This window comes from Neobacillus sp. Fa239 (genome assembly GCF_055395235.1).
Map to the genome: position 1 here is coordinate 3,470,001 of NZ_AP041611.1, position 25,965 is coordinate 3,495,965.

Below are 25,965 nucleotides of genomic sequence, written 5' to 3' on the forward strand. Positions count from 1 at the left end.
ACAGTGCTCTACCTCCAAGACTCTAACAACGTGAGGCTAGCCCTAAAGCTATTTCGGAGAGAACCAGCTATCTCCAAGTTCGATTGGAATTTCTCCGCTACCCACACCTCATCCGCGCACTTTTCAACGTGCGTCGGTTCGGGCCTCCATCCAGTGTTACCTGGACTTCACCCTGGACATGGGTAGATCACCTGGTTTCGGGTCTACGACCACATACTCAATACGCCCTATTCAGACTCGCTTTCGCTGCGGCTCCGTCTCTTCAACTTAACCTTGCATGGGATCGTAACTCGCCGGTTCATTCTACAAAAGGCACGCCATTACCCATTAACGGGCTTTGACTACTTGTAGGCACACGGTTTCAGGAACTATTTCACTCCCCTTCCGGGGTGCTTTTCACCTTTCCCTCACGGTACTGGTTCACTATCGGTCACTAGGGAGTATTTAGCCTTGGGAGATGGTCCTCCCTGCTTCCGACCGGATTTCACGTGTCCGGCCGTACTCAGGATCCACTCAGGAGGGAACGAAGTTTCAACTACAGGGCTTTTACCTTCTATGACGGACCTTTCCAGATCGCTTCATCTACCCCGTTCCTTTGTAACTCCATGTAGAGTGTCCTACAACCCCGAAAGGCAAGCCTTTCGGTTTGGGCTGTTCCCGTTTCGCTCGCCGCTACTCAGGGAATCGCGTTTGCTTTCTCTTCCTCCGGGTACTTAGATGTTTCAGTTCCCCGGGTCTGCCTTCAATACCCTATGTATTCAGGTAAAGATGCTGCTCCATTACGAGCAGTGGGTTCCCCCATTCGGAAATCTCCGGATCAAAGCTTACTTACAGCTCCCCGAAGCATATCGGTGTTAGTCCCGTCCTTCATCGGCTCCTAGTGCCAAGGCATTCACCGTGCGCCCTTTCTAACTTAACCTAAAAGGTTTTACTCTAATTTAATAGAGAGAAAAACTAAAATGGCGATTAACTCGATGTTTTACTTGACTTCTTCATTACGATTATCTAGTTTTCAAAGAACGAATAAAAAAAGCTCTGAGAGAATTGCTCTCTCAAAACTAAACAAACAAAGAACGTGAAACTTGTCTGGCTCTTACGTCCAGCTTTTATCCTTAGAAAGGAGGTGATCCAGCCGCACCTTCCGATACGGCTACCTTGTTACGACTTCACCCCAATCATCTGTCCCACCTTAGGCGGCTGGCTCCTAGGACAAAACTTAACTTCCTATAAATACAATAAGATGTTAAGTTTTGCCCCAGGTTACCCCACCGACTTCGGGTGTTACAAACTCTCGTGGTGTGACGGGCGGTGTGTACAAGGCCCGGGAACGTATTCACCGCGGCATGCTGATCCGCGATTACTAGCGATTCCGGCTTCATGTAGGCGAGTTGCAGCCTACAATCCGAACTGAGAATGGTTTTATGGGATTGGCTCAACCTCGCGGTTTTGCAGCCCTTTGTACCATCCATTGTAGCACGTGTGTAGCCCAGGTCATAAGGGGCATGATGATTTGACGTCATCCCCACCTTCCTCCGGTTTGTCACCGGCAGTCACCTTAGAGTGCCCAACTGAATGCTGGCAACTAAGATCAAGGGTTGCGCTCGTTGCGGGACTTAACCCAACATCTCACGACACGAGCTGACGACAACCATGCACCACCTGTCACTCTGTCCCCCGAAGGGGAAAGCCCTATCTCTAGGGGTGTCAGAGGATGTCAAGACCTGGTAAGGTTCTTCGCGTTGCTTCGAATTAAACCACATGCTCCACCGCTTGTGCGGGCCCCCGTCAATTCCTTTGAGTTTCAGCCTTGCGGCCGTACTCCCCAGGCGGAGTGCTTAATGCGTTAGCTGCAGCACTAAAGGGCGGAAACCCTCTAACACTTAGCACTCATCGTTTACGGCGTGGACTACCAGGGTATCTAATCCTGTTTGCTCCCCACGCTTTCGCGCCTCAGCGTCAGTTACAGACCAGAAAGCCGCCTTCGCCACTGGTGTTCCTCCACATCTCTACGCATTTCACCGCTACACGTGGAATTCCGCTTTCCTCTTCTGCACTCAAGTCCCCCAGTTTCCAATGACACTCCACGGTTGAGCCGTGGGCTTTCACATCAGACTTAAAGGACCGCCTGCGCGCGCTTTACGCCCAATAATTCCGGACAACGCTTGCCACCTACGTATTACCGCGGCTGCTGGCACGTAGTTAGCCGTGGCTTTCTGGTTAGGTACCGTCAAGGTACCGGCAGTGACTCCGGTACTTGTTCTTCCCTAACAACAGAGCTTTACGACCCGAAGGCCTTCATCGCTCACGCGGCGTTGCTCCGTCAGACTTTCGTCCATTGCGGAAGATTCCCTACTGCTGCCTCCCGTAGGAGTCTGGGCCGTGTCTCAGTCCCAGTGTGGCCGATCACCCTCTCAGGTCGGCTACGCATCGTCGCCTTGGTGAGCCGTTACCTCACCAACTAGCTAATGCGCCGCGGGCCCATCTGTAAGTGACAGCCGAAACCGTCTTTCAGCTTTTCCTCATGAGAGGAAAAGGATTATCCGGTATTAGCACCGGTTTCCCGGTGTTATCCCAGTCTTACAGGCAGGTTGCCCACGTGTTACTCACCCGTCCGCCGCTAACCAACGGGAGCAAGCTCCCATTGATTCGCTCGACTTGCATGTATTAGGCACGCCGCCAGCGTTCGTCCTGAGCCAGGATCAAACTCTCCAAGAAAGTTGATTAGCTCAAAAATGTTACGTTGGCTCCGTTTCAAAAAGAAACGAATTTTATTGTTTGTTTACACGTCTTGTTTGTTTAGTTTTCAAAGAACAATTTTACTATCGCTCAAAAGCGACCTTATTAATATATCATCTCATCTTCAAAGTGTCAATTGTTTTTTGAAATAATTTATCTTAGATTCAACGACTTGAAGCAGCGACATTTATTAATTTTATAGATTCATACTATAATTGTCAACTGTTTTTTCACCTTCCTGCGAAGGTAACGACTATGCCGTTTTTCTTTGATCCCTTAGCTAAAAAAGACAAAATAAAAAGAGCCTTTTAGCTCTTACTCTAGTATCAGCCCCATCCTTCGCTTGATACTACCGATGGCCACACTTGCCATCCAACCCATTATTATTATAAATGAAATCGCTTACATTTTCAATGTATTCATCTATAAAAGTAATAGATTGAATTCATAATTTAGGCATTACAGACAAGCGCACACTTATAGAAAAAATAGTAGAAAAAAATCAATCTTTTTATACCAACGTAACCTAAAGAAAAAGAATCCATTTTGATCAATCTTTTGTCAAAATGGATTCTACTTATATCATAACTTTCATTCAAAGATGGAAGCTTATCCATATCTAATTTCCCTCGAATATAATCACAATACACTATTTAACGTTCTTCCTAACACTTTAAGAGAGTTGGAACTTACATTTCCATATGAATTAAGTGCATGGATTTCAATCTCATACAGTGTATTAGGCTGCAATTTATCGAGTGGCAATGTTAATGGATTTGGTACAGGACATCTGTAGAATTCTGAAAAAGCAAGGAATTGCTTTGCTACTTCCCCTGTTTCTGCTACCTTTACTACTACTTTATAATCATGGACGAGAAGGCTGTCTTTTGCTTGAGTAAACATGATCGTTAAGCAAGTAGCCGTAGTTTTTTCATGAACAATAGAAAGCATGGAACCCGGCTGAAAAAATGGTGCCTTTTTGTCATTCGGTTCTGTAAAATGGAATTCCTGTTTTTTTACAGGATATTTGATTTCAAATGGTTCCCCGATCCAACTGTTCTTATAAATATCTCGGCGATGAAGCAATACTTTGTTTTCATAAACTTCTACAATAAGAGCTTGATTTTGAGAATTAGATCCCTCAGGTATTTCCCCTTGAATTCTACCGCTTTCGAGAAATAAATAAGCTCCTGTTGAAGTTCCAACTGATGTAAAATCCTTTTGATGAATAATCCTGGGATCATCTAATGGATAATGTGTATGTCCGGAAAAAGCGATGACTTGAGGATATTCTTTCAACGTATGATAGAATAGGTCTCTATTCTCAGAAAAGCCCCATTCGCTGCCATAAATTGTATTTATCATTGGTTGATGATGGAAGACGAAAATCGGTTCGTTTGGGTCATCTGCATTTGCTTTCCTTAATTGTTCACCTAACCATTCTATTTGATTGGAAGTGAAAGTTCCTTCTGTTACCCCGTCTTCTGTTCCTAGAATGATAAAGTGATAGTCTTTTATGACCTTGTGATAATAAATAGATGACATACCTGTTTTTTCCAAAAAGCGTTTTTGTGCATCCACCACTGATAATCCATTCCAATAATCATGATTTCCGATTGCAATCAATGGAACAGCAAAAGGTTGTTTTCCAGTTTTGAAAGCATCCATAAATTTATCATACTCTGCTATTTCCCCAGATTCGGTTAAATCCCCTACAACAACAAAAGCATCTTGTTTAGGAGCTACTCGATTTAATTGTTCTAGCGTATTGATAAATTTTTCTAGGTTAAAATTATCATCTGATATCATATGGACATCGCTTAATACTGGAAAAATTAATTTCGGTGTATTTTGAGAGTTATCTATTCTCATTGCTCTTCTCCTAATTGATTAAATATTAATGACCGATACCCAGCAATTATTTTTTCAGTATCGTCATCGCAGCTTTGGCTGCTAAATGGCAATGCAAAAAGAAGCCCCAAAACCGTCAATTTCTTGAAAGGTTTCTGTTTCATCAATTGTTACAACAATATTCTCAGCTGTTACATTAATTGGTTCAACCTGTTGAACCTCTTTCTGGACAAATAATTCTGGTTCTCCATTTGATTGGTAAATGATAAGATCTTTCAAAATATATCCACCCTTCCTTTTGCTGCCGATTAATCGAGGAAACGCCTGATAGTAACCACTTACCAAATAATTTCAAGATTTATTGAATGCTCTTTAGCCCTTTTATCCACGATCCTGCCATCTCAATCCAATTAGCCACTTCTGGCTGCAAGGTTGATTCATTATCGTTCCCCTTTGTCTCCTCTGTTCCAAGAGATAGACCGTGTGCCCCTTTCGGATAAATGTGCATTTCCAAAGGTACCTGGTTATGCAGAAGTGCACTTGCAAACAGAAAACTATTTTCAACGGGAACAGCATCGTCAGTAAAGGTGTGCCATAGGAAGGTTGGCGGCGTGCCTTTAGTGACCTGGTTTTCTAACGATACCTCTTCTAACAGCTTGTCATAGTTTTCCCCCAACAAAGCGATAAAGGACCCTTTGTGAGCGTAAGCACCCGAAGTAATAACCGGGTAACTCAACAGGATCCCATTGGGCTTTATTTCATCATTTGAAAGCCCTGAAATCTCTGGGATGAAACTTCTATTCCAGAAAACACCTAAGCTGGCCGCCAAATGACCACCTGCAGAAAAACCAGCAACAATCACCTTATTGACATCGATTTTCCATTGTTCCGCATTTCTTCTGATTAGAGCAACTGCCTTCGACAATTCTAGAAGTGCTGTTGGAAAAGCAGCGGGACGAACACTATACCTTAACACGCATGCATGAAAACCCATGGCGTTCATTCTAATGGCTATTGGTTCAGCTTCTCTATCAGAAGTGAATTCATAGCCGCCACCAGGACATATGATGATCATGGGGCGTTTTCGACTGCTGTCTATTTCTGGAGAGTTGTTCAGAATATAAGTATACAGTTTCGCCTCAGAATGCTCTGTTTGAATATCGATTATTTCGTGAATCATTGCTCACACCTCATTTTTCCAATTTCCTATTGTTAGCAGAGCTTACTACAAAATCTTTACATGAATATCTTTCATATACTTTGTAATCATTGAAGGATTTACGAAACCAGTTTTCGTTTCCATTGCATTTAACAATCCCATTAAAACACTATATGAAAATAATTCGCGGTGATTTAAACCCTGATACAATCCCGCAGCGAAGCCTGCTACAGTCGCATCTCCTGAACCCACTGGATTTATCGCCTTTACCCTCGGGATTGTAACCTTAAATATTTCCTCACCGTGTTTTATGAATGCACCTTTTTCCCCAATAGTGACCATAACATAAGGTATATGAGGGGCAGCCACTTTCAAAGCTGTTAGGACATCCTCTTCCGTTTCTAATGCATGACCGATCAGGTTTTCAAATTCTGATCGGTTTGGTTTAATAAATGTTGGTTTTTCTTCAATTGCCTGTTGAAGTGGTTCTCCACTGGTATCCAATAGAAAAGGCTTTTGGTAGCGATTGGCCATTTTAATTAGGTCCCTATAAAACGATTTATCCAATCCTTTTGGGATACTCCCGGATGCGACAATGATATTTACAGCAGGAAAAAGTTTTTCCATTTTCCATAAAAACCGATCATACTCTAAAGCTAATAAACTTGGCCCCTCTTCAAGGATTTCCGTTTGATTGGAGTCGTGGAGTATCGCAATACAATTCCTGGTGTCACCCGTAATTGGAACAAAATCATGATCAATATTCAGCATATCAAGCTCTTTTTGGATAAATAATCCATTTGCCCCACCTAAAAACCCTGTTGCCTTTACAGGTACTCCAAGGCAATTCAGAACTCTGGTGACATTAAGACCCTTGCCGCCTGCTGTCTTATTTGTTATTAAGCTTCTATTTGATTGATTTAACTGAAAGCCCGAAAGCTGGTAACTTATATCGACCGAAGGATTTAATGTTATGGTTAAAATCATGCTTTCCCATCACTCATACACATCTTAATTTTTTCCTTAACAACTTGTTTCATGGATTCTTTTGCAGGACTCATGTATTTTCGTGGATCACTTTCATCCACATGATTGACCAAATAATCACGTAAACTGTTAGAAAATGGAATCTTCAATTCAGTGGCAATATTTACTTTTGTACATCCTAAACGGATGCATTTACGTACGTCTTCAATAGATATCCCGGAAGCTCCATGCAGGACAAGGGGGATATCCACTTTCTTTTGAATGATTGAGAGCCGTTCAAAGTCGAGTTTTGGAGTTGAAGAATATAACCCATGAGCCGTTCCAATCGCGACAGCCAGCGAGTCAATCCCCGTCTCTTTAGCAAAAATGACAGCTGCATCCGGGTCAGTATAAAAAGAATCTTCCTTGTTAACTACCAAATCATCCTCCTGACCTCCCAGCCGGCCGAGCTCACCTTCAACTGTGGCACCAAACTGATGAGACAACTCTACAATCTCTTTGGTAATTTTAATATTATCTTCAAATGGATGATGGGAGCCATCAATCATAACCGATTTCACACCCAGATTTAAGGAAACTTCAATATCACTCTTTTTTTCATGATGGTCAAGATGCAGAGCGATTGGAATGGAATAACGAGCAGCCCCTGCTTCAGCAATGGCTTGAATATAATCCCTTCCCGCGTATGAAAAGGTTCCAGGAGTTGCAGCTAAAATAACAGGTGATTGCAGCTCGGCCGCTGCTTCTGTCACTACCTGAATCGTTTCTAAATTATGGATATTAAAAGCTGGGACGGCGTAGCCAAATTTTTGAGCGTAAATTAACATTGCTTTAGTATTAACAAGCTGTGATTTTTGGATAATCATTTTCTCGTTCACTCCTCTTATTGAACCTATAATATGTGCTTTTCCTTAAGTGGATAAATGGTAACTCCTTGCACAACCCGGTTTACTAAGCCATCGGCACTTGGATTGTCCACCGTAATGCCCAGTTGAATGGATTTTTTAACTGCCAGAGTCTGGGCAAAAGTAATATAGACAAAGCCAAGATAGACTTCTTCCCACTGTATTTCGCTAGATGGGATGGAAATTTGCCAATCGCTGTTTTCTTTGACGGTTTCATCATCTTTAAAATCAAGAACCACAATTTTTGATTCAAGGTTTGCCTGGTTAATTTCCTTTAATAAATCTAGTTCATATTTCCTTGTATACTCATCATGTGACATGTAGAAAACGATTAATGATTTGTCATTCATAATTGATTTTGGTCCATGGCGGAAACCTAGCGGAGTCTCATACATTGCCACCGTTTTACCAGCAGTTAATTCCAATACCTTTAAAGCTGACTCTCTTGCAATACCACCTAGTAAACCGGAACCTAAATAAATAATTCGTTCAAAATCATATTCTGATACTGTTTCCAATTGTGCTGATAGTGAAGTTAGGAGCTTTTCAGTACCACTTGCCAGACGATCAACCAAAAGCTCTAATTCAGCTAAACTTTCATATTGAAAGGCTAACAGTGCAGCCAACCTCATACAGCTAAAGCTGCTTGTCATGGCAAAACCTTGGTCATGGGAGGCAGGTGGCATCAATAATAGCAACGAATTTTCATCGCCCTGTGCCTTTTTGGCCAATTGTCCATTTTCATTACAAGTAATGATGATTTGATAAAAATCTTGAACTATTTTTTCTGCTACCTCAACAGCTGCAACACTCTCAGGACTGTTTCCTGAACGAGCAAAAGAAATTAGCACAGTAGGAATCTCTTTGTTTAAAAAATATTTAGGAGAAGAAACAAGATCTGTTGTAGCAATAGACTCTAAATCCCAGGAAAGGTTCCGGTTATTCTTTCGTAAAAAAGGAGTAATTGTTTCTCCTACAAATGCTGAAGTACCGGCACCGGTAAAGATAAAACGGACACGGTCATGTTTTTGACTGAGGCTCTCAAAAAACAGCCGAATTTGATCTTTATTTTCATTGATAATTTTGAACGTTTCTACCCATAGTTTGGGCTGCTGAAGAATTTCTTTTACTGTATGTTCTGCACAAAATGTCTTAATTTGATCTTTAGAAAAAGGTAAAAACATATTTTCTCAACTCCTAAATCATTTTTTATAAATCCACATTCCATCTTTAATCGTTCCAATAACCTCATAATCCTTATTAAGAATGGTCAAATTCGCTCTCTTGTTTTTCTCAATGCTGCCTGCCTCATTTTCTATACCAAGCACCAATGCAGGTGATGTTGCTGCCATATAAACAGCATCATGGAGAGGAATATTTGCCTCTTTCACCATATTTTTTATGGCAATATTCATTTGCAATAAGCTCCCTGCAAGGCTGCCAGTCGTTTTCACGGTAGGAAAAGTTCCATTACTAATAACGGTTTGGTTCCCCCACATATATTCACCTGGTGGTAAGCCTGTTAAAAATACTTGGTCACTAACAATTACTGATTTTTCTCTGCCTTTTATTTTGTAAATCATATTAAGGAGAGCAGGATGAACATGCTGTAAATCAGGAATAAACGAGGCAAACACACGGTCATCCGACAAGACTGCACCTGCGACTCCCGGTTCTCGGTGATGTACTCCACTCATTCCATTAAATAAGTGGGTGGAATAATAGACACCCTGGTCAAAAGCTTTTTTGGCATCATTATATGAAGCATTCGAATGTCCAATTGAGACAGTAATATTCTGTTCTTTAAGATCATGAATAAAATCCAGGTTATCGTTTACATCAGGTGCAAGCGTAAGCAGCTTTATCAGATTTCCACTTAATTCATTCCATCTATCAAACTCATTTTTATTAAAAGGCCGAATCCAATTTTGTTCATGCGCCCCACTCTTTGCATATGAAATATAGGGTCCTTCAACATGGACACCGAGAATTTCACTACCAGGTAAATTCTTGTTTTTTACTTTTGCAATTGCCCGTAATGAACGTCCGATTTCAGTTCTTTCCCCGGTTACCGTGGTAGGTAAAAAACCGGTAACCCCTTGTGAAGGGAGAACCTCGACCATTTTAGAAATCGCTTCCTCTGTCCCATCCATAACATCGAACCCTGCCACCCCGTTCGTTTGCAAATCAATAAATCCCGGCATGACATAAAAGGATGAGGCGTCAAAAGTTTCAGTCTGGGAATCCGTATTGGAATCAGTAAGCCCGATGATTCTTCCATTTTCAATTTCAATATTTGTTTTATGTACACCTGAAGGAAGAACAACATTACCATTTTTAATAGTAAGTTTCATGATCGATACCCCCTATGCAAAATCTTCAAGTGCTCTTAAACCAGCGCCGATTATCCCTGCGTCACCCATTAGCTTAGATGCCTTAACACGATGAAGGAAATCTTTTTGTTCTGGTACAAGAAGTTTATCTATTTCTTCTAAAATCGGATTGATGAGCTTTGGATTATGGTTAATGACCCCTCCGCCCAGGATAAGTTTGTCGGGGTCTACTAAACAAGTAATGGAGTGAATCCCTCTCGCAATATATTTAAATATATTTTGCATGATTTCGGTTACGAGTGGTTCCCCTGAAAAATAGGCATCAATGACATCTTTGGTTGTCCATTTATCAGACTCGCTGGACAAATTTCTTTTTAAATTCGTATATTGGGCAATTGCCGGACCGGATGCAACAGCCTCTAAACAGCCATCGTTTAAATATTTACTAGGCAATGGATGGTCATCGACAATACTTAAACCAATTTCACCGGCAAATCCTGCACCGCGAACATAATGGCCATTATGAATGGTGCAGCAGGAAATACCCGTGCTAATCGTAAGGAAGACAAAAGTTTCATGGCGATTTTTACCTGCTGTATACCATTCACCAAAGGCTGCCATATAAACATCATTATCTAAAACAAATTTAGTCGGATAAAAATCGTTTAGTCTGTCCACTAAGGGAAAATCAACCCATGGAAGATTATTTTGATAAATAGCTAACCCATTTTGATGATCAACTTTTCCCGGGACTCCAATTCCAATTCCAGCTAAATCCGCTAATTTATAATTTCCCTTCCTAAGGACCATAGATATGGAATTTTTTACTTGTTCAAGCATTTTTTCAGAATCATCACTAATACTGGGCAATTCAATTCTATCTAAGCAATAGCCCTGTTCATTAATGATTCCTACTGCGATCTTCGTTCCCCCAATATCAACCCCTAAAGAGAGCATGGACAATCCCCCCAATTAAATCTATGGATTATAGACTATATAAACCTGTAGTCGGCTTTAGTAAACGCTATCTTTAAAGCTATTATTATCGTTTAACTTTTTAAAATCAATTAAATTTCATATACTTAATTAATATTATTAAATAAATAGAAATACTAAAAGGTCTTCCTCCTCGTTACTCTGAATCATAAACCCGATACCGCCCGAATTTGGCAAGCCGGTCTTCACCTAATGACGCTAAGTAATTCTTATCAGAGTCGATTCCTAATGTTTTATTTATTCTCATCCATAGCTCTGTACGAAAATAACGTTGATGCACAAGGGAGAAGTTAGCAGCTTCCAACAATTCTTTTGCCTCTTGTAATTTACCTTGATCAAATAATAGTTGGCATCTTCTTTCAACAATACCTTCATCTTTCAACGCGCTTAATTGATCCAGCCAAAACGCTCTTTCATCTAAAGTTTCTTTTCCTATTCGCTCAAGTGCCTTATCTTTTTCAATGACTACTTGCGGGTGTGTCATTAACGTCAGACTTTGTATTCCCGCTAGCGCTGATACACATTCTTCTGGTTGATTTTTCTCTGCCAGATAAATTCTTGCTTCTATTAATCTTGCAAAATCATTTTCCACTTCTGCCAGTACTTCTAATGCTTCATCAAACTGATCGCACCCTGCTAGCCATAATCCGAGATAGTATTCCCAAGTATCCGCTAAATCTACACTCACATTATTCGCTGCCCAAGGTATCGCTTCACCGAGCTCCGCCATACCCGAAGGTGGCCATGCATTAACATGCAATTCAGGCGGGTTTGGAATTTTTGTAGGATCTCTCCGGTTAAATACGTCTATAAGCTCAACCCAAGGTTTCACTTTTTCACGCGTTGCTGTCCAGTCAAATCGTGGCATTTCTGCAGACGGTATTAACTCAGGATATGGTAAAACAAGCTCACTAAGTTCAAGCACTTTCGTAGTAGGGATCCAATACTCACAATATGTTTTGTGTTGTCCTGGGTGCAAGTCATCTTTGATCGACTGGTCTTTAATCGGCCCCGCTTGTATTTCCACATACGATTCATTATGAATCGCCGTGTTGTACGACCAAATTTCTTCATCTCCAATTCCGTATGTCCAAAGTTTAATTCCTGGAACACTTTTCTCGTCAGCAATATGATATAGTCCGGTGCCTAAGCTTGGCGTGAATACACCGAATGCATTCTCAGTTACATCTTTCCAGAAGAAACCAGCCATCGAGTCAAAGTCACGAATGTAATTTTTCTTATTGTTGTCCCAGTAAAATTCCTTCATTTCACCGCCGTGATATAGAATATTTCCACTAGGGAAGTGCAGCTCTGAATCTTCACGAACTGGTAAAGCAGCGTTTGACCAAGACATCCACGCATGACTTTTTTGAGATGGGTTATAGTACGAAGCTCTTTGTGTTAAGTAATGGTCATTCTCGCCAAGTGAGAACTCTAATGTCCACTGCATTCCGCAACGAATTTCTTTTTCACCGCACCAGAAATATAGTCGATTGCCGATTTCCTCCGCTTGATATTGAACAGGTTCTATTTGTGTAGGCGTATGTGAAATGGGAAAACTCACCTCGATTCCTCCACTAATAAAAGCCATGCGCGGTAGAATCCGAATCGGTTTTACAGCTCCCGAGTCAAATAATATTTCCTTGTCTGACTCTTTATCAATGATTGAAAAAATCTTCCCGCCTAAATCCGGGCAAATTTTTACAAATAATTTTTCGTTTTCAAGCGTAACCATTCTTACTTTAACTAATCCAGGTCTTTCCGCCGTTTCCACGAAACTCTCGTAAGGATACACTCCCTCTGGATCAAGAATGGTTGGAATCGGCCCTGCAGGTTGAATTGCGTGATATAGTAATAGTTCATCTTTTTCTACTAGATTTAACATTTTTATACCCATACCTTTCTTGCAAACCGTTTTCCCATTTGAAAATCCTCCATTGGTCGGTTTTTAGAGCTAGACTTGATAAACTCGTTCAATCTCTTTATTTATTTTTTCTCTAAGTGATAAGAACCACTGGTCCTCATGCGGGTAATTTTTAAAATCGATTGGCATTTTCGCATCAATCATAGCAACCACTGCATCTCTGCCAATTTTTTTCTCTAACGTAACGCAAGCTGCTGCGTCTTGAAAAGCTAGCTGCAACTGTTTCAAACGAATGGAGCTTACTGGTCCTTTTTTACCCGGGTAAACGAGGAATGCATCTCCTGAAGGGAAACCACGATCAGCGTCAGTATTTGTATAGGGATTAATATCCATGTTCAGACACTTATGTCCATACCAGTGGTTATAGCCCCAGTGTAAGAACCCTTTAACTCCTGCCTTGTACAACTGAAGACCAATCACACGTGTCCGCAACCCTGGCATATTCATGAAGCGATTGGATAGCCCTTCTTTATATTCACAACAACAGTAGTACGCCCATAAATCTTCAACTTTATGTTCAATAAAATTGGCAATGTGTTCCGTAGAAGCTACAGGTACATCCACTAAACCTCTTTTATAAAATTCATATTCAGATAGCGCGTCAAATACAGGTGCATTAAATCCAATGTCCTTAATAATATTACGTGCCACACTATAGTGCTCAATATTATGAGTATTGGGCTCATCCGAAATGTGAAAGTGACATAATTCTTCCCAATCTTTTTCTTGAAGGAAAACCTGTAAAGCTTCTAAGAACACACCCAAGAAAGTTTTATACTCTTCGGAATCCGCACGCGTGTGCCATCCAAAAATCTTTGTTTCTACCCCGTCTACATTCGCATAAATCTTTGGTGCATATTCTGCGCCCCATTGTGAGAACAAGTGTGTCATTTCAAAATACTTAATCCCTTTATCCAAACACATCGTCATAAATCGGTCCAATAAAGTGAAATCAAACGAATATTCTCCACTCCTCTTTTCAATTCCTACTAATTGAACAGTTGGTCGATCTCCGCCTACAAACATTTCTAACGCAGGGGAAAAGAGCGGTGTCAAAATCATGTTGATTTCATGTTCTACATAATTATCGATATAATTCCCAATGATTTTGAAGTGCTCATCTGAAAGCATTTCAACATGGTGATGATCTGCAATACAGTCAAAATAGAACCATTCCGTTCTCTTTAAACCATGATTAGCCATCTTGACGTCTAATAAATTTAGTACAAAAACTTCAGATGCTTCAATTTTGTCCTCATGGACTACATTAAACTTGATTTCATACTTACCAGAATGTAAGTCCTTGGTATTCACATAAATCCAAAAACTATTCCATTGCTCATGTACAGGAGAAAACTTATTACCTGGAAAAATTGGATCAGGATAAAGACCTGGCTTTGTACGTAACAGATATCCATCATGGTCTTTGTAATTTGGCATGAGAGATGGAACAAGCCCTACGCTTCCAATTTCAATGCGATTTTTAATTTCTGATTCAATATCGATCGTTACGTTAATCTTTAAATCGTCTGCTTTTACAGCTAATTGGAAAGAAACATATTCTCCAATTAATGCCGAAGAACGATTGTACCTTTCGGCATTAAGCTCCTCATCTGGAAATACTTTTTCCAGCGGGCTAATTAATCTTGTTTCAAATTTCAATTTGCATACACACCTTTCTGTGCAAAACTTAATTTTCAATTGCCAATAAGATTCTCTCACGAACCTCTTCAAAATGATTTATATCTTCATTTGGCATATCAAATGCTTCTAAGCAGCTTTTGCATAACTCATCAGCTAGTTCTTTATTCTTTTTAGCAAGCATATGAAACAATTCGTAGTCTTGAACTCCAGCTCGCATTGCTTCTATCCTCATGCTGCCCCATACTTCTTTTCCTGCGGGATAAGAAATATGCGTGTCTCCGGGTGGGAAGAAAATGTCATTATGATTAAATGGGTCTGATGCATCGCACCAGTTGAACCCCCAGTGCAAGTAACCTTTCATATCATAACGGTGATTCCCCCAATGCAATAATCTTGTACGGATAAGCGGCATATCCCAAAGACGGTTTAAATATGATCCTCCTGGGTAACAACAAGTATAGAACCATAGCTCTTCTCCATTGTCTCTGATTCTCTCAAACTTTTTTCTATTTTCATTAAAATAGTTATTCTTTGGAATCCAAATATCAACGGCCCCGTCCAAATCGTAAGTTTCGACAGCTTCCATCAAAGGCACTCCAGGTAAATGCTTACGTACAATACCAGAAAGAATGCGGTACTCATCTTTGCAGGCTTCAATCGGCTCGTCGCCAACGTGCTGATGAAGCAAATGAAGCCAATTGTTCTCTTCCAGGAATGCTTTCCATGCTTTTAAGTATTGACAAACAAAATCGTATGCCTCCGGGGATTTTGCAGGAACGGTTTCCCCCAAGATATTAACGATGAAAGTAGAATCCCAGAAATCAGCCCGCGCATAAATCAGATTTCCTTCAATATGAGTGAAACCTTTTGAAAGAAATAGTTCAATTAAGCGCTTTGTGCGGTCAAACCTAAATTCATATGTTCCATCTTCGAGTCTCGAAATCTCCCTAATTTCATTTGGAATCCAAAAGTGAGTTTGTCTTGTCCTAGCCATTAGGTCAGCATACTTTTCAATCATTTCCCAATGTTCTTCAGACCACATTTCCAGGTTGTGTTGAGTTGCAATATTGTCTGCTCTGTACCAATTGGAAATATATAGATTTTTTTCTTTTGGAATGGTTACATTGAAAATCTTTAATGAAACTGGAATTGAGACGATAGATTCACCTGCTTGAAGGTCAAAAGAAAATGAAAATTCTCCAGTAAGTGCACTTTCGTCTACAAAGAAGGCCAAATATAAAGCTTCCGTTTGAGCGGTTACCTCGAACTCATTATTTGCAAGCGGCCTAAGTGCATCATACACTCTGAAAGGAGCCTTTCGAGTTGTATACCCATCAGCAGACTCCCCTGCCTCCTCATCTACACAAAAACAAATGGGTCCTGTATTTTTTTCACAAAGGATGTCGACTTGTTGATAAACTTCGACAGAAACACCTGTTGGAGCTATGCAATTCCAGTGATATTTTGTGCCCACTTCCAATTGATTTAATAAGACTTGAGTTGAAACATAAGCACCTTTTGCCGTGCCTAGCCTAATCTCTTTGTCACCAGACTCCGTAACAATGCTGTCTGGATACAGCCACTCATTTTGATTGGTTATCTGATACTTCATTCACATGCCACTCCCATTTATTGATTTGAAAAAAATTGAGTTTATCTATTCCAGTTAAGCTAAAATCGATTGATTTAGAAAAGGGTGAGTCAGATTTTCATCATGACCCACCCTTGAAAAAGTGACTAATTTATTCTAAATTTTTACTTTGAAAGACCTACCAGGACATTTTGTGCAATCCTTTAATGTCCACAAGTGTCCTGTAATTAATTCTGATAAACAGATAGAAAAAAACTGCAGGCAACAGAGTAACAATAACAAATTGATTGAAAGGAACGAACTTTGTCACTGCAAATAAAATAAGAAAAATCGGAAGGATTGTTTTTTGAAAATAAACCACTGAATATATGAAAGAAGTTCTTAAAAGAACGTATAAGCCATCGTCATAAAAAATTATCATTACATATGAAATCAAATTAAATGAGACAATCAATGAAATAATTATATAATTCGGGAACACACGGCCAGACATAGCAAATGACCAAATTGTTGCCATCGAAAATAGGGCAATGAAAAGGAGAATGATTAGCCTAATCCATATTTTTTTATTAAATTTCAATCCAGTAAATAATTTCCTATCTTCAATCATATTTACTACACATCGATTCATTCCTAAAATCGAAATAGGCAAAGAAACTAGAGGAATAGAAACAAGTACGAACAAAATATTCAATACTATCAACTGTGAAATCGCCGTTAAATAATGGTAAAGTTTACTTTCTAAGCTTATCATTTCTAATTACCTCAAAATGAAACAGAAGAGGCTGTCCGCAAATACAAGGGTAAGAACCCACACGTCAATATACGGATGAATTCACCTTAAAAACGGTCTATATATTGTGTGCTGAGTGAGGGGGTCTGATCCTTTTAGGCCATCCTCTTCTGAGTTATTTAGAATCTTTAATTACTTAAGTTTTTTAACGTTTTGAGCAATAATTGCGTTACGTGATTTTTCGATGTCAGCATTGCCATTACTATCTCTGAATTGTTTGAAGGAAGCAAACGCCTGATCTACTTCAGCATCCGATTTAGCCTTAAGGATTTTTACAAAAGTTTGAGCCCAGTTAGTAGCAATCTTTTCTTTATTACGTGATTCATCAGGTGTTAAGTTGGCATCCATCATCGCTGTAGCACTCTGCGTATCTGATAAGAATGGTACAGTCCAAGCATAAATTTGTTGGTCCGCAGTTGAATACTGATCAATACCAGCTAATTTAGAAAGGTAAGATCCGTTTTCCAGCGCAAAGTTTTTACCAAAACCGTATTTAGCATCCATCTGATCTGGGTGATTGTTTTTTATATCTTTAACAGCTTGGCTATATACTGCCTTACCATTAGCCATCGTGTAGTCAGTACCCTCTTTACCGAAGTAGTTAGTAGCTTGTCCTTTTTCACTAGTAAGGTAAGTAATTAGCTCCATAGCTTTCTCAGGATTTTTTACAGTTTTCGAAATATAGGTACGTGTCCACCCTCCAATTGCTCCACCACTCAAAGCAACAGACGGAGATCCATCCTTAGAACTTGGTCCATTTATAGCTTCATAAGCTGCAGAAGCATGGGTATTTGACCAAGCTGGGAATAAGTAAGCGTCACCATTTAGGTTTGCACTTGCATACGCAAAATATGTTCCGTTAGATATTTTCTTTGAAGCATCAGTTTGAGTCGTTGCATCCGGGTCTAAAAGTCCATCACGGTTTGCTTGTGATAACACTTTCATCCATTTAACAAACTCTGGATCAGTGTAACGATCATAAAGTTTGCCATCTTTTACAGTAGGAATTCCGAGGAAGTCTGCTAGCCATGCGTCTGTTCCAACTGAATCACTGCCAATTGCACCAATTCCGAATGGAATGACCGCTTTTCCGCTGCCATCTTTTGCATTTAATTTATTCACAGCTTCTAGAGCGGCTAGGAAACCTTGAGGCGTGCTCATGTCAGGTGAACCGATTTTTTCATATATATCTTTACGAACAACAAACGCTTCGTTACCATAAAGGCCTTGTTTTGCTTGATAGTCAGCCTTTGTGTACGCAAAGTTAGGATATTTATAAAGGTGACCATCTGCTGATGAATAGAATTTTACAATCGATGGATCAGCAGCATGTTGCAAAAAGTATGGGTCATATTTCTTAGCTAATATATCTAAAGGAATAGCAACCTTATCTAACTCCTTGACCAATGGACTTCCACCGTCAACTGTAATGATATCAGGTAGCGTGCCTGAGGCAATAAGTGAATTCAACTTATCATCTCCACCGCTTTTGTACGTGATATCAACACCTGTGTCTTGTCTAATGTATTTTTCAACTGGAGTAGTGAAGTGACCAGGTGCAAACCAGTCCCATCCAAAAAACCAATTAAGTGATGCAGTACTTTTATCTTTCTGCCAACTTGGTGTATTAGCATCCACAGTGATTTTTGCTTTTGGCAAGTGGTACTTTGCAGCATCATCCTTACCAGAAGTAGTACTTGCACAACCTGCCATGCTCGTTACCAGAGCCATTCCTGTAACTGCTATTGCAGTCTTTTTCAATACATTCTTCTTTTTCATAATTAAAATCCCCTCTCTTTTTTTTACTCTTTTACTCCGCCTACTAACATACCACTAATAAAATACTTCTGTAGGAAAGGATAGACTAACACGATAGGAAGTGTTGTTATTACCATTGTTGCTTGTTGCATAGCTTCTGTCGGAACTACTATTCCTGCTTTGATAGCTGATTGCGATCCGACACTCATTAACATTTGATATAAGTAAAATTGAATCGGAAATAAATTCGGATCATCAATATACAACTTTGTCGTGAAGAAGTCGTTCCATTGTCCAACTCCGGTAAATAAGGCAATGGTAGCAAAAACCGGAAAAGATAAAGGTAGTACTATTCTAAAGAAAATGCTGAAATATCCTGCACCATCAATTTTCGCTGATTCTTCTAAAGATGCCGGTAAGTTTCTAAAGAAATTCATGAAGATAATTAAGTCATAGAAACTGAATAGTGCTGGAATAATGTAAACCCAAAAACTATTATATAAGCCCAACGATTTAATAATTAGGAAGCTAGGAATCATCCCGCCGCCAATAAACATCGTTAAAACACCCAACTTGATAAACCATTTTCTGCCAACGAGTTCAGCTTTGCTCATTGCATACGCTGCAACACCAGTAACAATTAGATGGGTTACAACCCCAATAACTGTTTTTAGAACGGAAATACCAAATGCTTTATAAATGGCCGAGTTGCTTAAAACTACTTGATAGTTAGCCAACGAGAATTTTCTCGGCCAAAAATAGATTCCTCCTCTCAGTGAGTCCGTCCCATCGTTGAATGACAATGAAACGATATTCATAATTGGGAGTAATATCAATAAACTAAAAAACGTAATAAAAATGATGTTGCAAACATTAAAGACTTTCTCACCTTTTCCACTCAACTCTATCTCACCTGCCTTAAAAAATAGATGTGTCGTTAAACTTCCTAGTTAAGAAGTTAGCAATAAGTAACATTATAATAGAAACAATTGATCCGAAAATACCTACCGCTGTCGCGTATGAGAAATCTCCTTGTTTCATCGCCATAAAATACACAAATGAATCAATTACTTGGCTGTTTGTCAAGTTAGCTGGATTTTGCAAAACCAATGCTTGGTCCAAATTGGATCCAATAAGCGAACTGATTCGAAGAACAAACATAAGAGTAACGATCCCTCTAATACCCGGAAGTGTAACGTGCCAGATTTGTCTAAACTTAGAGGCGCCATCTACCTTAGCAGCTTCGTATAATGCAGGGTCAATACCTGACATCGCAGCAAGATATAAAATTGTGCCCCAGCCTACTTCTTTCCAAATATCAGAGAAGGCTGCAATCCACCAATAAACTCCGGGAAGGGCAAGAAACTGAATAGGGTGCTTGATCAGATGCAGACTCATTAAAAAGCTATTTACAAATCCTGAACTACTTAGCCATGTAATCAACATTCCACCAAGAATAACCCAGGACATGAAATGTGGAAGATAGGAAATGGTTTGAGTCGTCTTTTTGAATCTTCCCATTCTTAACTCGTTGATAAGAATGGCCAGGATAATTTCAAATGGGAATCCGAAGATTAACTTCATGACACTAATGCCAATCGTATTATATAAAGAATGATAGAAAGCTGGATCCGTTAAAAAGGCTTTGAAATTATCCAGACCTACAAACGGCGAATCAATAAATCCATCAATCGGCGAGTAATCTTGGAAAGCAACGATCAATCCAAACAATGGGATAACATTGAAAATAATCAATAAAATGATTGCTGGCCATATCATAGTTTGCAATTGCCATTGACCCATAAATTTCTTTCTTTTGCTTGATTTTTTCTGGCTTGTTTTCGGCATGACGGCATTTATAGTTCCCTCAGCTCGCTTTAACATTCTGTGCATCTCTCCTATTCTCTCTATATACAAAATATTAAGAATATTAAATAAATAATTTCTGCAATCTCTTTATTTATATTTTAGATGTAAACGCATACACTGTCAACGGAATTATTTATAATATTTAATTAATATAGTTAAATATTATAACGAATGGCACTAAGTGAATTTTACTAAGCAAAACTCGCTTAGTGCTGATATGGATTTAGTAAACAAAACTAAATACTTTTTCCTTCATATCATTGATATAAATATTGAAGTCCCCACGCTCAATTTGTGGCTTCAGCGAATTATCCAGATACTTTAAATCCTCTAAAGATAGTTCAAACTCAATGGTTTTTGAAGCACCAGCAGGAACGTCATCAACCGAATATTTCTTCATCTCGCGAATTGGACGACATAATTTAGATACTAGATCCTCGATGTAGAGGACTGCAATTTCTGTATGCACGTAGAGACTTGGGTTTTCTACTTTGAAAGAAATCTTGATGTTTTCCGTTTCTGTAATCTTGTTGCTTGAAATCTTAAAATGTGAATACTTAGCATTCGTATAAGTCAATCCGTGGCCAAAAGGGAACAATGCTCCCGCTTCGATGTCTTGATAACGGCTGCTATAACTGGAATCATTCGCCGGTCTACCTGAATTGTACTCATTGTAGTAGATTGGCGCTTGTGCTGAATGCCGTGGGAATGACATGGTCAATTTACCCGAAGGAGAAGCTTCTCCAAACACTAAATCAGCCACCGCATTACCTGCTTGCGTTCCAGGGAACCAGCATAGCAGCAATGATGGAATATCATTGATGATTGATTCCAAAGCAAGTGGTCTTCCTGTAAATAGAACGCATGAAAAAGGCTTGTTCAACTTCTTCACTTCACGAATCAATTCTTTCTGGCTATCTTCAAGTTCAAGGTTAACACTACTGTGCCCCTCTCCACTTAACTGCCAGTCTTCACCAATTGCTACTAGTACATAATCACAGTTTCGTAAAACGTCTTTTGGACAATCAGCAAGCGATTCATACGCGGCAATATCAGCGTCCGGACGAACATTCTTCAAACCTGCCTCTAATGAAACAACTTCTTCGAAACGCCCTTTACACATCCAGTTTCCAAGTAATTCATTTGTTTTAGAGAAAGGCCCTACTACAACAACTTTCTTATACTCAGCTTTGATTGGTAATGCACTACCTTCGTTTTTCAAAAGAACACAGGATTTCTTCGCTGACTCGCGAGAAAATTCAATAAATTTTTGATTCAATAGAACATCATTTTCAGCATCCTCATCAACATAAGGATCCTCGAAAAGTCCTAAATCATTTTTCAATTCAAGAACTTTCAATACTGAGTTATCAATCACATTAAGAAGTTCTGGATTTTCTTCAAGGATTTCTTTACCGTTTTCAAAATAAAGGGTTGAAACCATTTCGATATCGATTCCAGCTTTTAATCCAAGAACGGCAGCTTCTTTACCATTCCTAGCAACGCGGTGGTTTTGCAGCTCCGCCACAGCCCCCCAGTCCGAAATGACCAGATCGTCAAAACCGTACTTATCTCGTAAGATATCTTGCATCATTTCTTCACTTGCTGTTACAGGAATACCGTTAAACGTGTTAAATGAACTCATAACAAATCTCGGGTTGCCTTTTAATGTTTCTTCATATGGCTTTCCGTAGTAGTCGAAGAATTCACGCATAGACATATCTACAGTGTTATAATCCTTCCCGCCGATTGGTGCACCATATGCAGCGAAGTGCTTCAAACAAGCAGCAACTCCATCATTTGTGATGGTCCCGTTTTCTCCTTTTTGATAGCCTTCTACCATCGCGCGACCGAGGTTTCCAGAAAGAATATGGTCTTCACCAAACGCCTCCATTACACGCCCCCATCTTGGGTCGCGAACCAGGTCAACCATTGGCGAGAAGTTTACGTGAATTCCCGTTGCACGCAGCTCTGATGCTGTGTGTGCGGCAGCTTCTTTGATCATCTTACTATCCCAAGAACAAGACATGCCTAGTGGGATTGGGAAAATCGTTCTGTATCCATGAATGGCATCATGCATGAATAATAGAGGCACTTTCAAACGGGACTTTTCTAAATATGCTTTTTGAATGGCATTTGTAATTTTAGCGCTAGAAACACCGATAACGCTTCCAATTGTGTATAGGTTGTTGTTTTCCAAGATCGCATTCGAAAATCCTGGTCCAGTTTCAACCATTTCATCATCAACTCTACCAATATAGTGCTCACCAGTAATCTGACTAATTTGGCCCAGTTTTTCTTCCAGGGTCATATCCTTTAATATCTCAAGAAGTTTTTGCTTTTCCATATTCTTTCCTCCTTATCCACTTAAATTGGTTGTTTCCATTCTAATTTTGGGAGGATATCTTTTTGTAATTCACACATTTCGTCAATCATCGCACAAGCTTGATAGTAAGTTGGCGCTTGCGGATCAAGAAGAATGGCTTGAAGCAACTTCGTCTTAGACCCCTCATGATAGGCTTCAAATAACAACTTATGAATGGTCCCCTGAATATGAATGGTTCCAATAAGTGCTGTTGGTAATTCAACTGTCATCTGCACTAACTCAATACCTTTACCGTTAACAATAGCTTGTGTCTCTACTACCATATCATCAGGAAGACCTTTGATCGCACCTTTGTTCGGTAAGTTCGCCGCATTGATAACGATTTCATCATCAAAGAAGATTGCTTCAATGATTGGAATCCCATACTCACATGTTCCATTTACATTTTCCTTTTTATACACAAATTGTTCTGCAATCCAAGTTTCTAATTCATTGTCCCCTTCGTGCAGTTCTCGGTCTACACTACCAGCGTGTGCGCAGTATACGAATTCAGGGATTCTGGAATCCTTGTCACCAATTTTCTCATTCGGATTCATTGGGTTATAACGGAATTGCAATGAAAGACCCGCATAAAAATCCTCCGCCCAAGAGATGTATTCACCACAGTGGTTCGCTCCCGGATATGGAAAGTAACCATATGTTTGGTAGAGTGTTCTTGAAAGTGCAAAGTGATCGAACTTAGCAAGGCGATTTGCCTTAGCTTCTTTCTCACGGAAAAGTGGATATAAGTCTTTTCCAGTATGCTTATCCCAAATCTTTGTGAAGAAACCAAAATGGTTTAAACCACCGCCTTCTACAGCGATATCCTCTTTTTTCATTTCAAGCATTTCAGCTAATTGCTCGATACCGATATCTAGACCGTGGCAAAGACCAACAATCTTAATGGAAGTTAGGTTAGAAACAGCCTCAACTAATTTTGCTTCAGGATTTGTGTAGTTGATAAACAATGCGTTTGGACAAACTTTCTCCATGGTTCTGGCAATATGCAACATTGGTCCAAGGTTACGCAATGTATGGAACATTGAACCTGGTCCACCATTTTCTCCATAGATTTGCTTGCTGCCGTAACGGCGTGGAATATGGAAATCTTGTGCCCAATAAAAGTAACGGTTTACTTCAATGGCAACGATTACAAAATCAGCATCTTTTAAAGACGACTCTAAATCGGTTGTCATCCAAATCTTTGCTGGACTTTCGAAATCTGCAAACATTTGTGTTGCATAATCATGTGTCGCCTTTAAGTTTTTATCACTAATGTCCATCAATGCGATTTCTAAATCTGTCTCTCTTAATCTTTTTGATAAAACTAAATCTTGCAGTGTGCCTAGTGCGAAAGCAACGCTTCCAGCACCCACTAGAGTAACTTTTAGCTTTCTCATTTTTATATACCCCTTTTTACCGTTTATTTTTTTAACGCCATATATCCTGCGGCAATTAAGCCAGCATCATTACCAAACTCTGAAACTACCATTTTCACATTTTCTACTAAGTTAGAAAAAACTTTCCCTTTTGTTTTCTCTAAAATTTTTTCAACAAGCCATTGGTTATGTTGAATTACAGCTCCGCCAAAAACGATAATTCCAGGATCAAAGCAGTGAATCAAGGATGCCATTCCACTAGAAAAATTTTCTATCCATTCGCCAATTGCCTGAATTGCACCCGCATCTCCTTCTTGATACTTCTCAAAAAGCGTACTTGCTGTTGCGTTATCTCCAAAAAGAGATTTACTCTTTTGTTCTAGCGCCGTTCCACTACAAAGATTTTCTAATGTACCATTAGAGAAACCTCCTTTGGAATCAGAAAGTTGGATGCTCCCTACTTCTCCTCCATAGCCATGTGTTCCATGGAATAATTCACGGTTAATGATGATTCCACTACCAATACCTGTACTTACCGTAATGTATAGCGAATACGGATGTTCTTTGGCGCTGCCAATCTTTGCTTCTAATACGGCAACGGCGTTTACATCGTTCTCAATGAAAACTTCATACTCTTTAAAAAACTCGTGGATTTCTGAAATTTGCACCGACTCTAAATACGGAACATTGGTTGCATCGGAAAGCATTTCGAGCCCTGGTGCTAATGGAACCGGAAGAACCCCACCCATCTTTTTCACTTCTTCAGATGGATCAAGTTGTCGAATGGTCTCTTTAATAGATGTGAACAACTCTTCTTTGGTCTGGAAACTGGATGTGTCAGTAACTTTTTTGGAAAGAAGTTGCAGATTTTCATCTATCATACCAACCCGGACGTTTGTTCCTCCGATATCAAAACCAATTACTTTCTCTGTCATACGTTTCACCTCTTCATTATTGATTCAGATTGAGGTGTTTAGCTGCAGCTGCATCTAAATAGAAATCGATATGATCGAAACCTAACATTTGCTTAGCAGGCAACGTATGCTCACCGTTCGCAAAAATTTCCTTCACAATTTCAGCTTTATGAGCACCAGTAATGGCCACTACAACCCGCTTACTATCGATTACTTGCTTTAACCCAATCGTGATCCCTTTTTCCAAATTAGTTGGTTGATTGAAATATTTTTGAGCGACTTCCTTCGTCTTCTCAGAAAGATCAACCACTGTACTATAATCGATTACGTTTGAACCCGGTTCGTTGAGTCCGATATGTCCATTCATTCCAACGCCCATCAAGCTAAAAGTAATCGGATTTTGTTTGATTGCTTCATCAATACGGGAGCATTCCTTATCTAAATCTTCTGCTGTTCCATCAAAGAAACAAACTTGTTGTTCTTCTAGACCAACCAGGCTAAATAGATCCTTATTTAGCATTTGGTAGCAGCTTCCTTCGGATGTTTTTTCAATTCCTACCCATTCATCCAGGCTAACAATCTTTAACTTGTGTATATCAGAATTACCTTTGATCATTTCAGAAAATTGCTTATAACTCTTTTCCGGTGTACTCCCAGAAGCCAAACAGAATACTGGATTCTCACTAGTTAAATATTCTTTCATTTCAGCAGCAATCTCTTTCGCTACTTCTTCTTCAGTTTCAAAAACTCTAAGCATGCTA

Annotated in this window: 18 protein-coding genes and 2 rRNA genes (1 of these 20 cut by a window edge); all 20 read right to left on the reverse strand. The window is 39.6% G+C overall.

The annotated features are described in order from the left end of the window. Window positions 1–919 (reverse strand): 23S ribosomal RNA (locus ACZ5XR_RS16875); it reaches 2,019 nt to the left of the window's first position. Between the two features lie 197 nt (window positions 920–1,116). Next, window positions 1,117–2,715: ribosomal RNA gene (locus tag ACZ5XR_RS16880) — 16S ribosomal RNA — on the reverse strand. Together the 16S and 23S rRNA genes form the textbook arrangement of a ribosomal RNA operon. Window positions 2,716–3,375: 660 nt before the next feature. Continuing rightward, complete coding sequence (locus ACZ5XR_RS16885) at window positions 3,376–4,608, reverse strand: metallophosphoesterase family protein (protein ID WP_464497474.1); 1,233 nt, start codon at window positions 4,606–4,608, stop codon at window positions 3,376–3,378. Window positions 4,609–4,689: 81 nt separating this feature from the next. Next, window positions 4,690–4,866: a hypothetical protein gene (locus ACZ5XR_RS16890; protein WP_464497475.1), complete on the reverse strand. Its 177-nt coding sequence runs from the start codon at window positions 4,864–4,866 to the stop codon at window positions 4,690–4,692. 79 nt (window positions 4,867–4,945) lie between these two features. Continuing rightward, the gene (locus ACZ5XR_RS16895) at window positions 4,946–5,767 is read right to left on the reverse strand and encodes an alpha/beta hydrolase (protein WP_464497477.1); all 822 of its coding nucleotides are present in this window, start codon (window positions 5,765–5,767) and stop codon (window positions 4,946–4,948) included. Between the two features lie 45 nt (window positions 5,768–5,812). Continuing rightward, window positions 5,813–6,733 (reverse strand): 1-phosphofructokinase family hexose kinase, encoded by a 921-nt coding sequence (locus ACZ5XR_RS16900; protein WP_464497478.1) that lies wholly within the window; start codon window positions 6,731–6,733, stop codon window positions 5,813–5,815. After that, a complete protein-coding gene (locus ACZ5XR_RS16905) occupies window positions 6,730–7,599 on the reverse strand; it encodes a tagatose-bisphosphate aldolase subunit GatY (protein WP_464497479.1) in 870 nt (289 codons plus the stop codon). The genes ACZ5XR_RS16900 and ACZ5XR_RS16905 overlap by 4 nt, the downstream gene beginning before the upstream one ends. Window positions 7,600–7,625: 26 nt before the next feature. After that, the gene (locus tag ACZ5XR_RS16910; RefSeq protein WP_464497481.1) at window positions 7,626–8,822 is read right to left on the reverse strand and encodes an SIS domain-containing protein; all 1,197 of its coding nucleotides are present in this window, start codon (window positions 8,820–8,822) and stop codon (window positions 7,626–7,628) included. An 18-nt stretch (window positions 8,823–8,840) separates the two neighbouring features. Then, window positions 8,841–9,992 carry an N-acetylglucosamine-6-phosphate deacetylase gene (gene nagA, locus ACZ5XR_RS16915; protein WP_464497482.1) on the reverse strand — a complete coding sequence of 384 codons (1,152 nt, stop codon included), beginning with the start codon at window positions 9,990–9,992 and terminating at the stop codon, window positions 8,841–8,843. 12 nt (window positions 9,993–10,004) lie between these two features. Further along, complete coding sequence (locus tag ACZ5XR_RS16920) at window positions 10,005–10,928, reverse strand: ROK family protein (protein ID WP_464497483.1); 924 nt, start codon at window positions 10,926–10,928, stop codon at window positions 10,005–10,007. 175 nt (window positions 10,929–11,103) lie between these two features. Beyond that, on the reverse strand, window positions 11,104–12,852 hold the full coding sequence (locus tag ACZ5XR_RS16925; protein WP_464497484.1) for a DUF5107 domain-containing protein: 1,749 nt from the start codon (window positions 12,850–12,852) through the stop codon (window positions 11,104–11,106). Between the two features lie 69 nt (window positions 12,853–12,921). After that, on the reverse strand, window positions 12,922–14,553 hold the full coding sequence (locus ACZ5XR_RS16930; RefSeq protein WP_464497486.1) for a DUF4091 domain-containing protein: 1,632 nt from the start codon (window positions 14,551–14,553) through the stop codon (window positions 12,922–12,924). 28 nt (window positions 14,554–14,581) lie between these two features. After that, window positions 14,582–16,147 (reverse strand): DUF4091 domain-containing protein, encoded by a 1,566-nt coding sequence (locus tag ACZ5XR_RS16935; RefSeq protein WP_464497487.1) that lies wholly within the window; start codon window positions 16,145–16,147, stop codon window positions 14,582–14,584. 904 nt (window positions 16,148–17,051) lie between these two features. Next, window positions 17,052–18,698 (reverse strand): type 2 periplasmic-binding domain-containing protein, encoded by a 1,647-nt coding sequence (locus ACZ5XR_RS16940; RefSeq protein WP_464497488.1) that lies wholly within the window; start codon window positions 18,696–18,698, stop codon window positions 17,052–17,054. Window positions 18,699–18,721: 23 nt separating this feature from the next. Next, window positions 18,722–19,579, reverse strand: coding sequence for a carbohydrate ABC transporter permease (locus tag ACZ5XR_RS16945; RefSeq protein ID WP_464497490.1), 858 nt, complete (start codon window positions 19,577–19,579; stop codon window positions 18,722–18,724). Between the two features lie 16 nt (window positions 19,580–19,595). Next, complete coding sequence (locus tag ACZ5XR_RS16950; protein WP_464497491.1) at window positions 19,596–20,561, reverse strand: ABC transporter permease; 966 nt, start codon at window positions 20,559–20,561, stop codon at window positions 19,596–19,598. Between the two features lie 208 nt (window positions 20,562–20,769). Next, on the reverse strand, window positions 20,770–22,893 hold the full coding sequence (locus ACZ5XR_RS16955) for a glycoside hydrolase family 3 N-terminal domain-containing protein (RefSeq protein WP_464497492.1): 2,124 nt from the start codon (window positions 22,891–22,893) through the stop codon (window positions 20,770–20,772). A 20-nt stretch (window positions 22,894–22,913) separates the two neighbouring features. Continuing rightward, entirely contained in the window at window positions 22,914–24,311 is a 1,398-nt protein-coding gene (locus ACZ5XR_RS16960; protein WP_464497493.1) for a family 4 glycosyl hydrolase, read from the reverse strand. Window positions 24,312–24,334: 23 nt separating this feature from the next. Continuing rightward, a complete protein-coding gene (locus ACZ5XR_RS16965) occupies window positions 24,335–25,225 on the reverse strand; it encodes an ROK family protein (protein ID WP_464497495.1) in 891 nt (296 codons plus the stop codon). A gap of 16 nt (window positions 25,226–25,241) precedes the next feature. After that, window positions 25,242–25,961: a 6-phosphogluconolactonase gene (locus ACZ5XR_RS16970; RefSeq protein ID WP_464497496.1), complete on the reverse strand. Its 720-nt coding sequence runs from the start codon at window positions 25,959–25,961 to the stop codon at window positions 25,242–25,244. Window positions 25,962–25,965 lie beyond the last annotated feature (4 nt).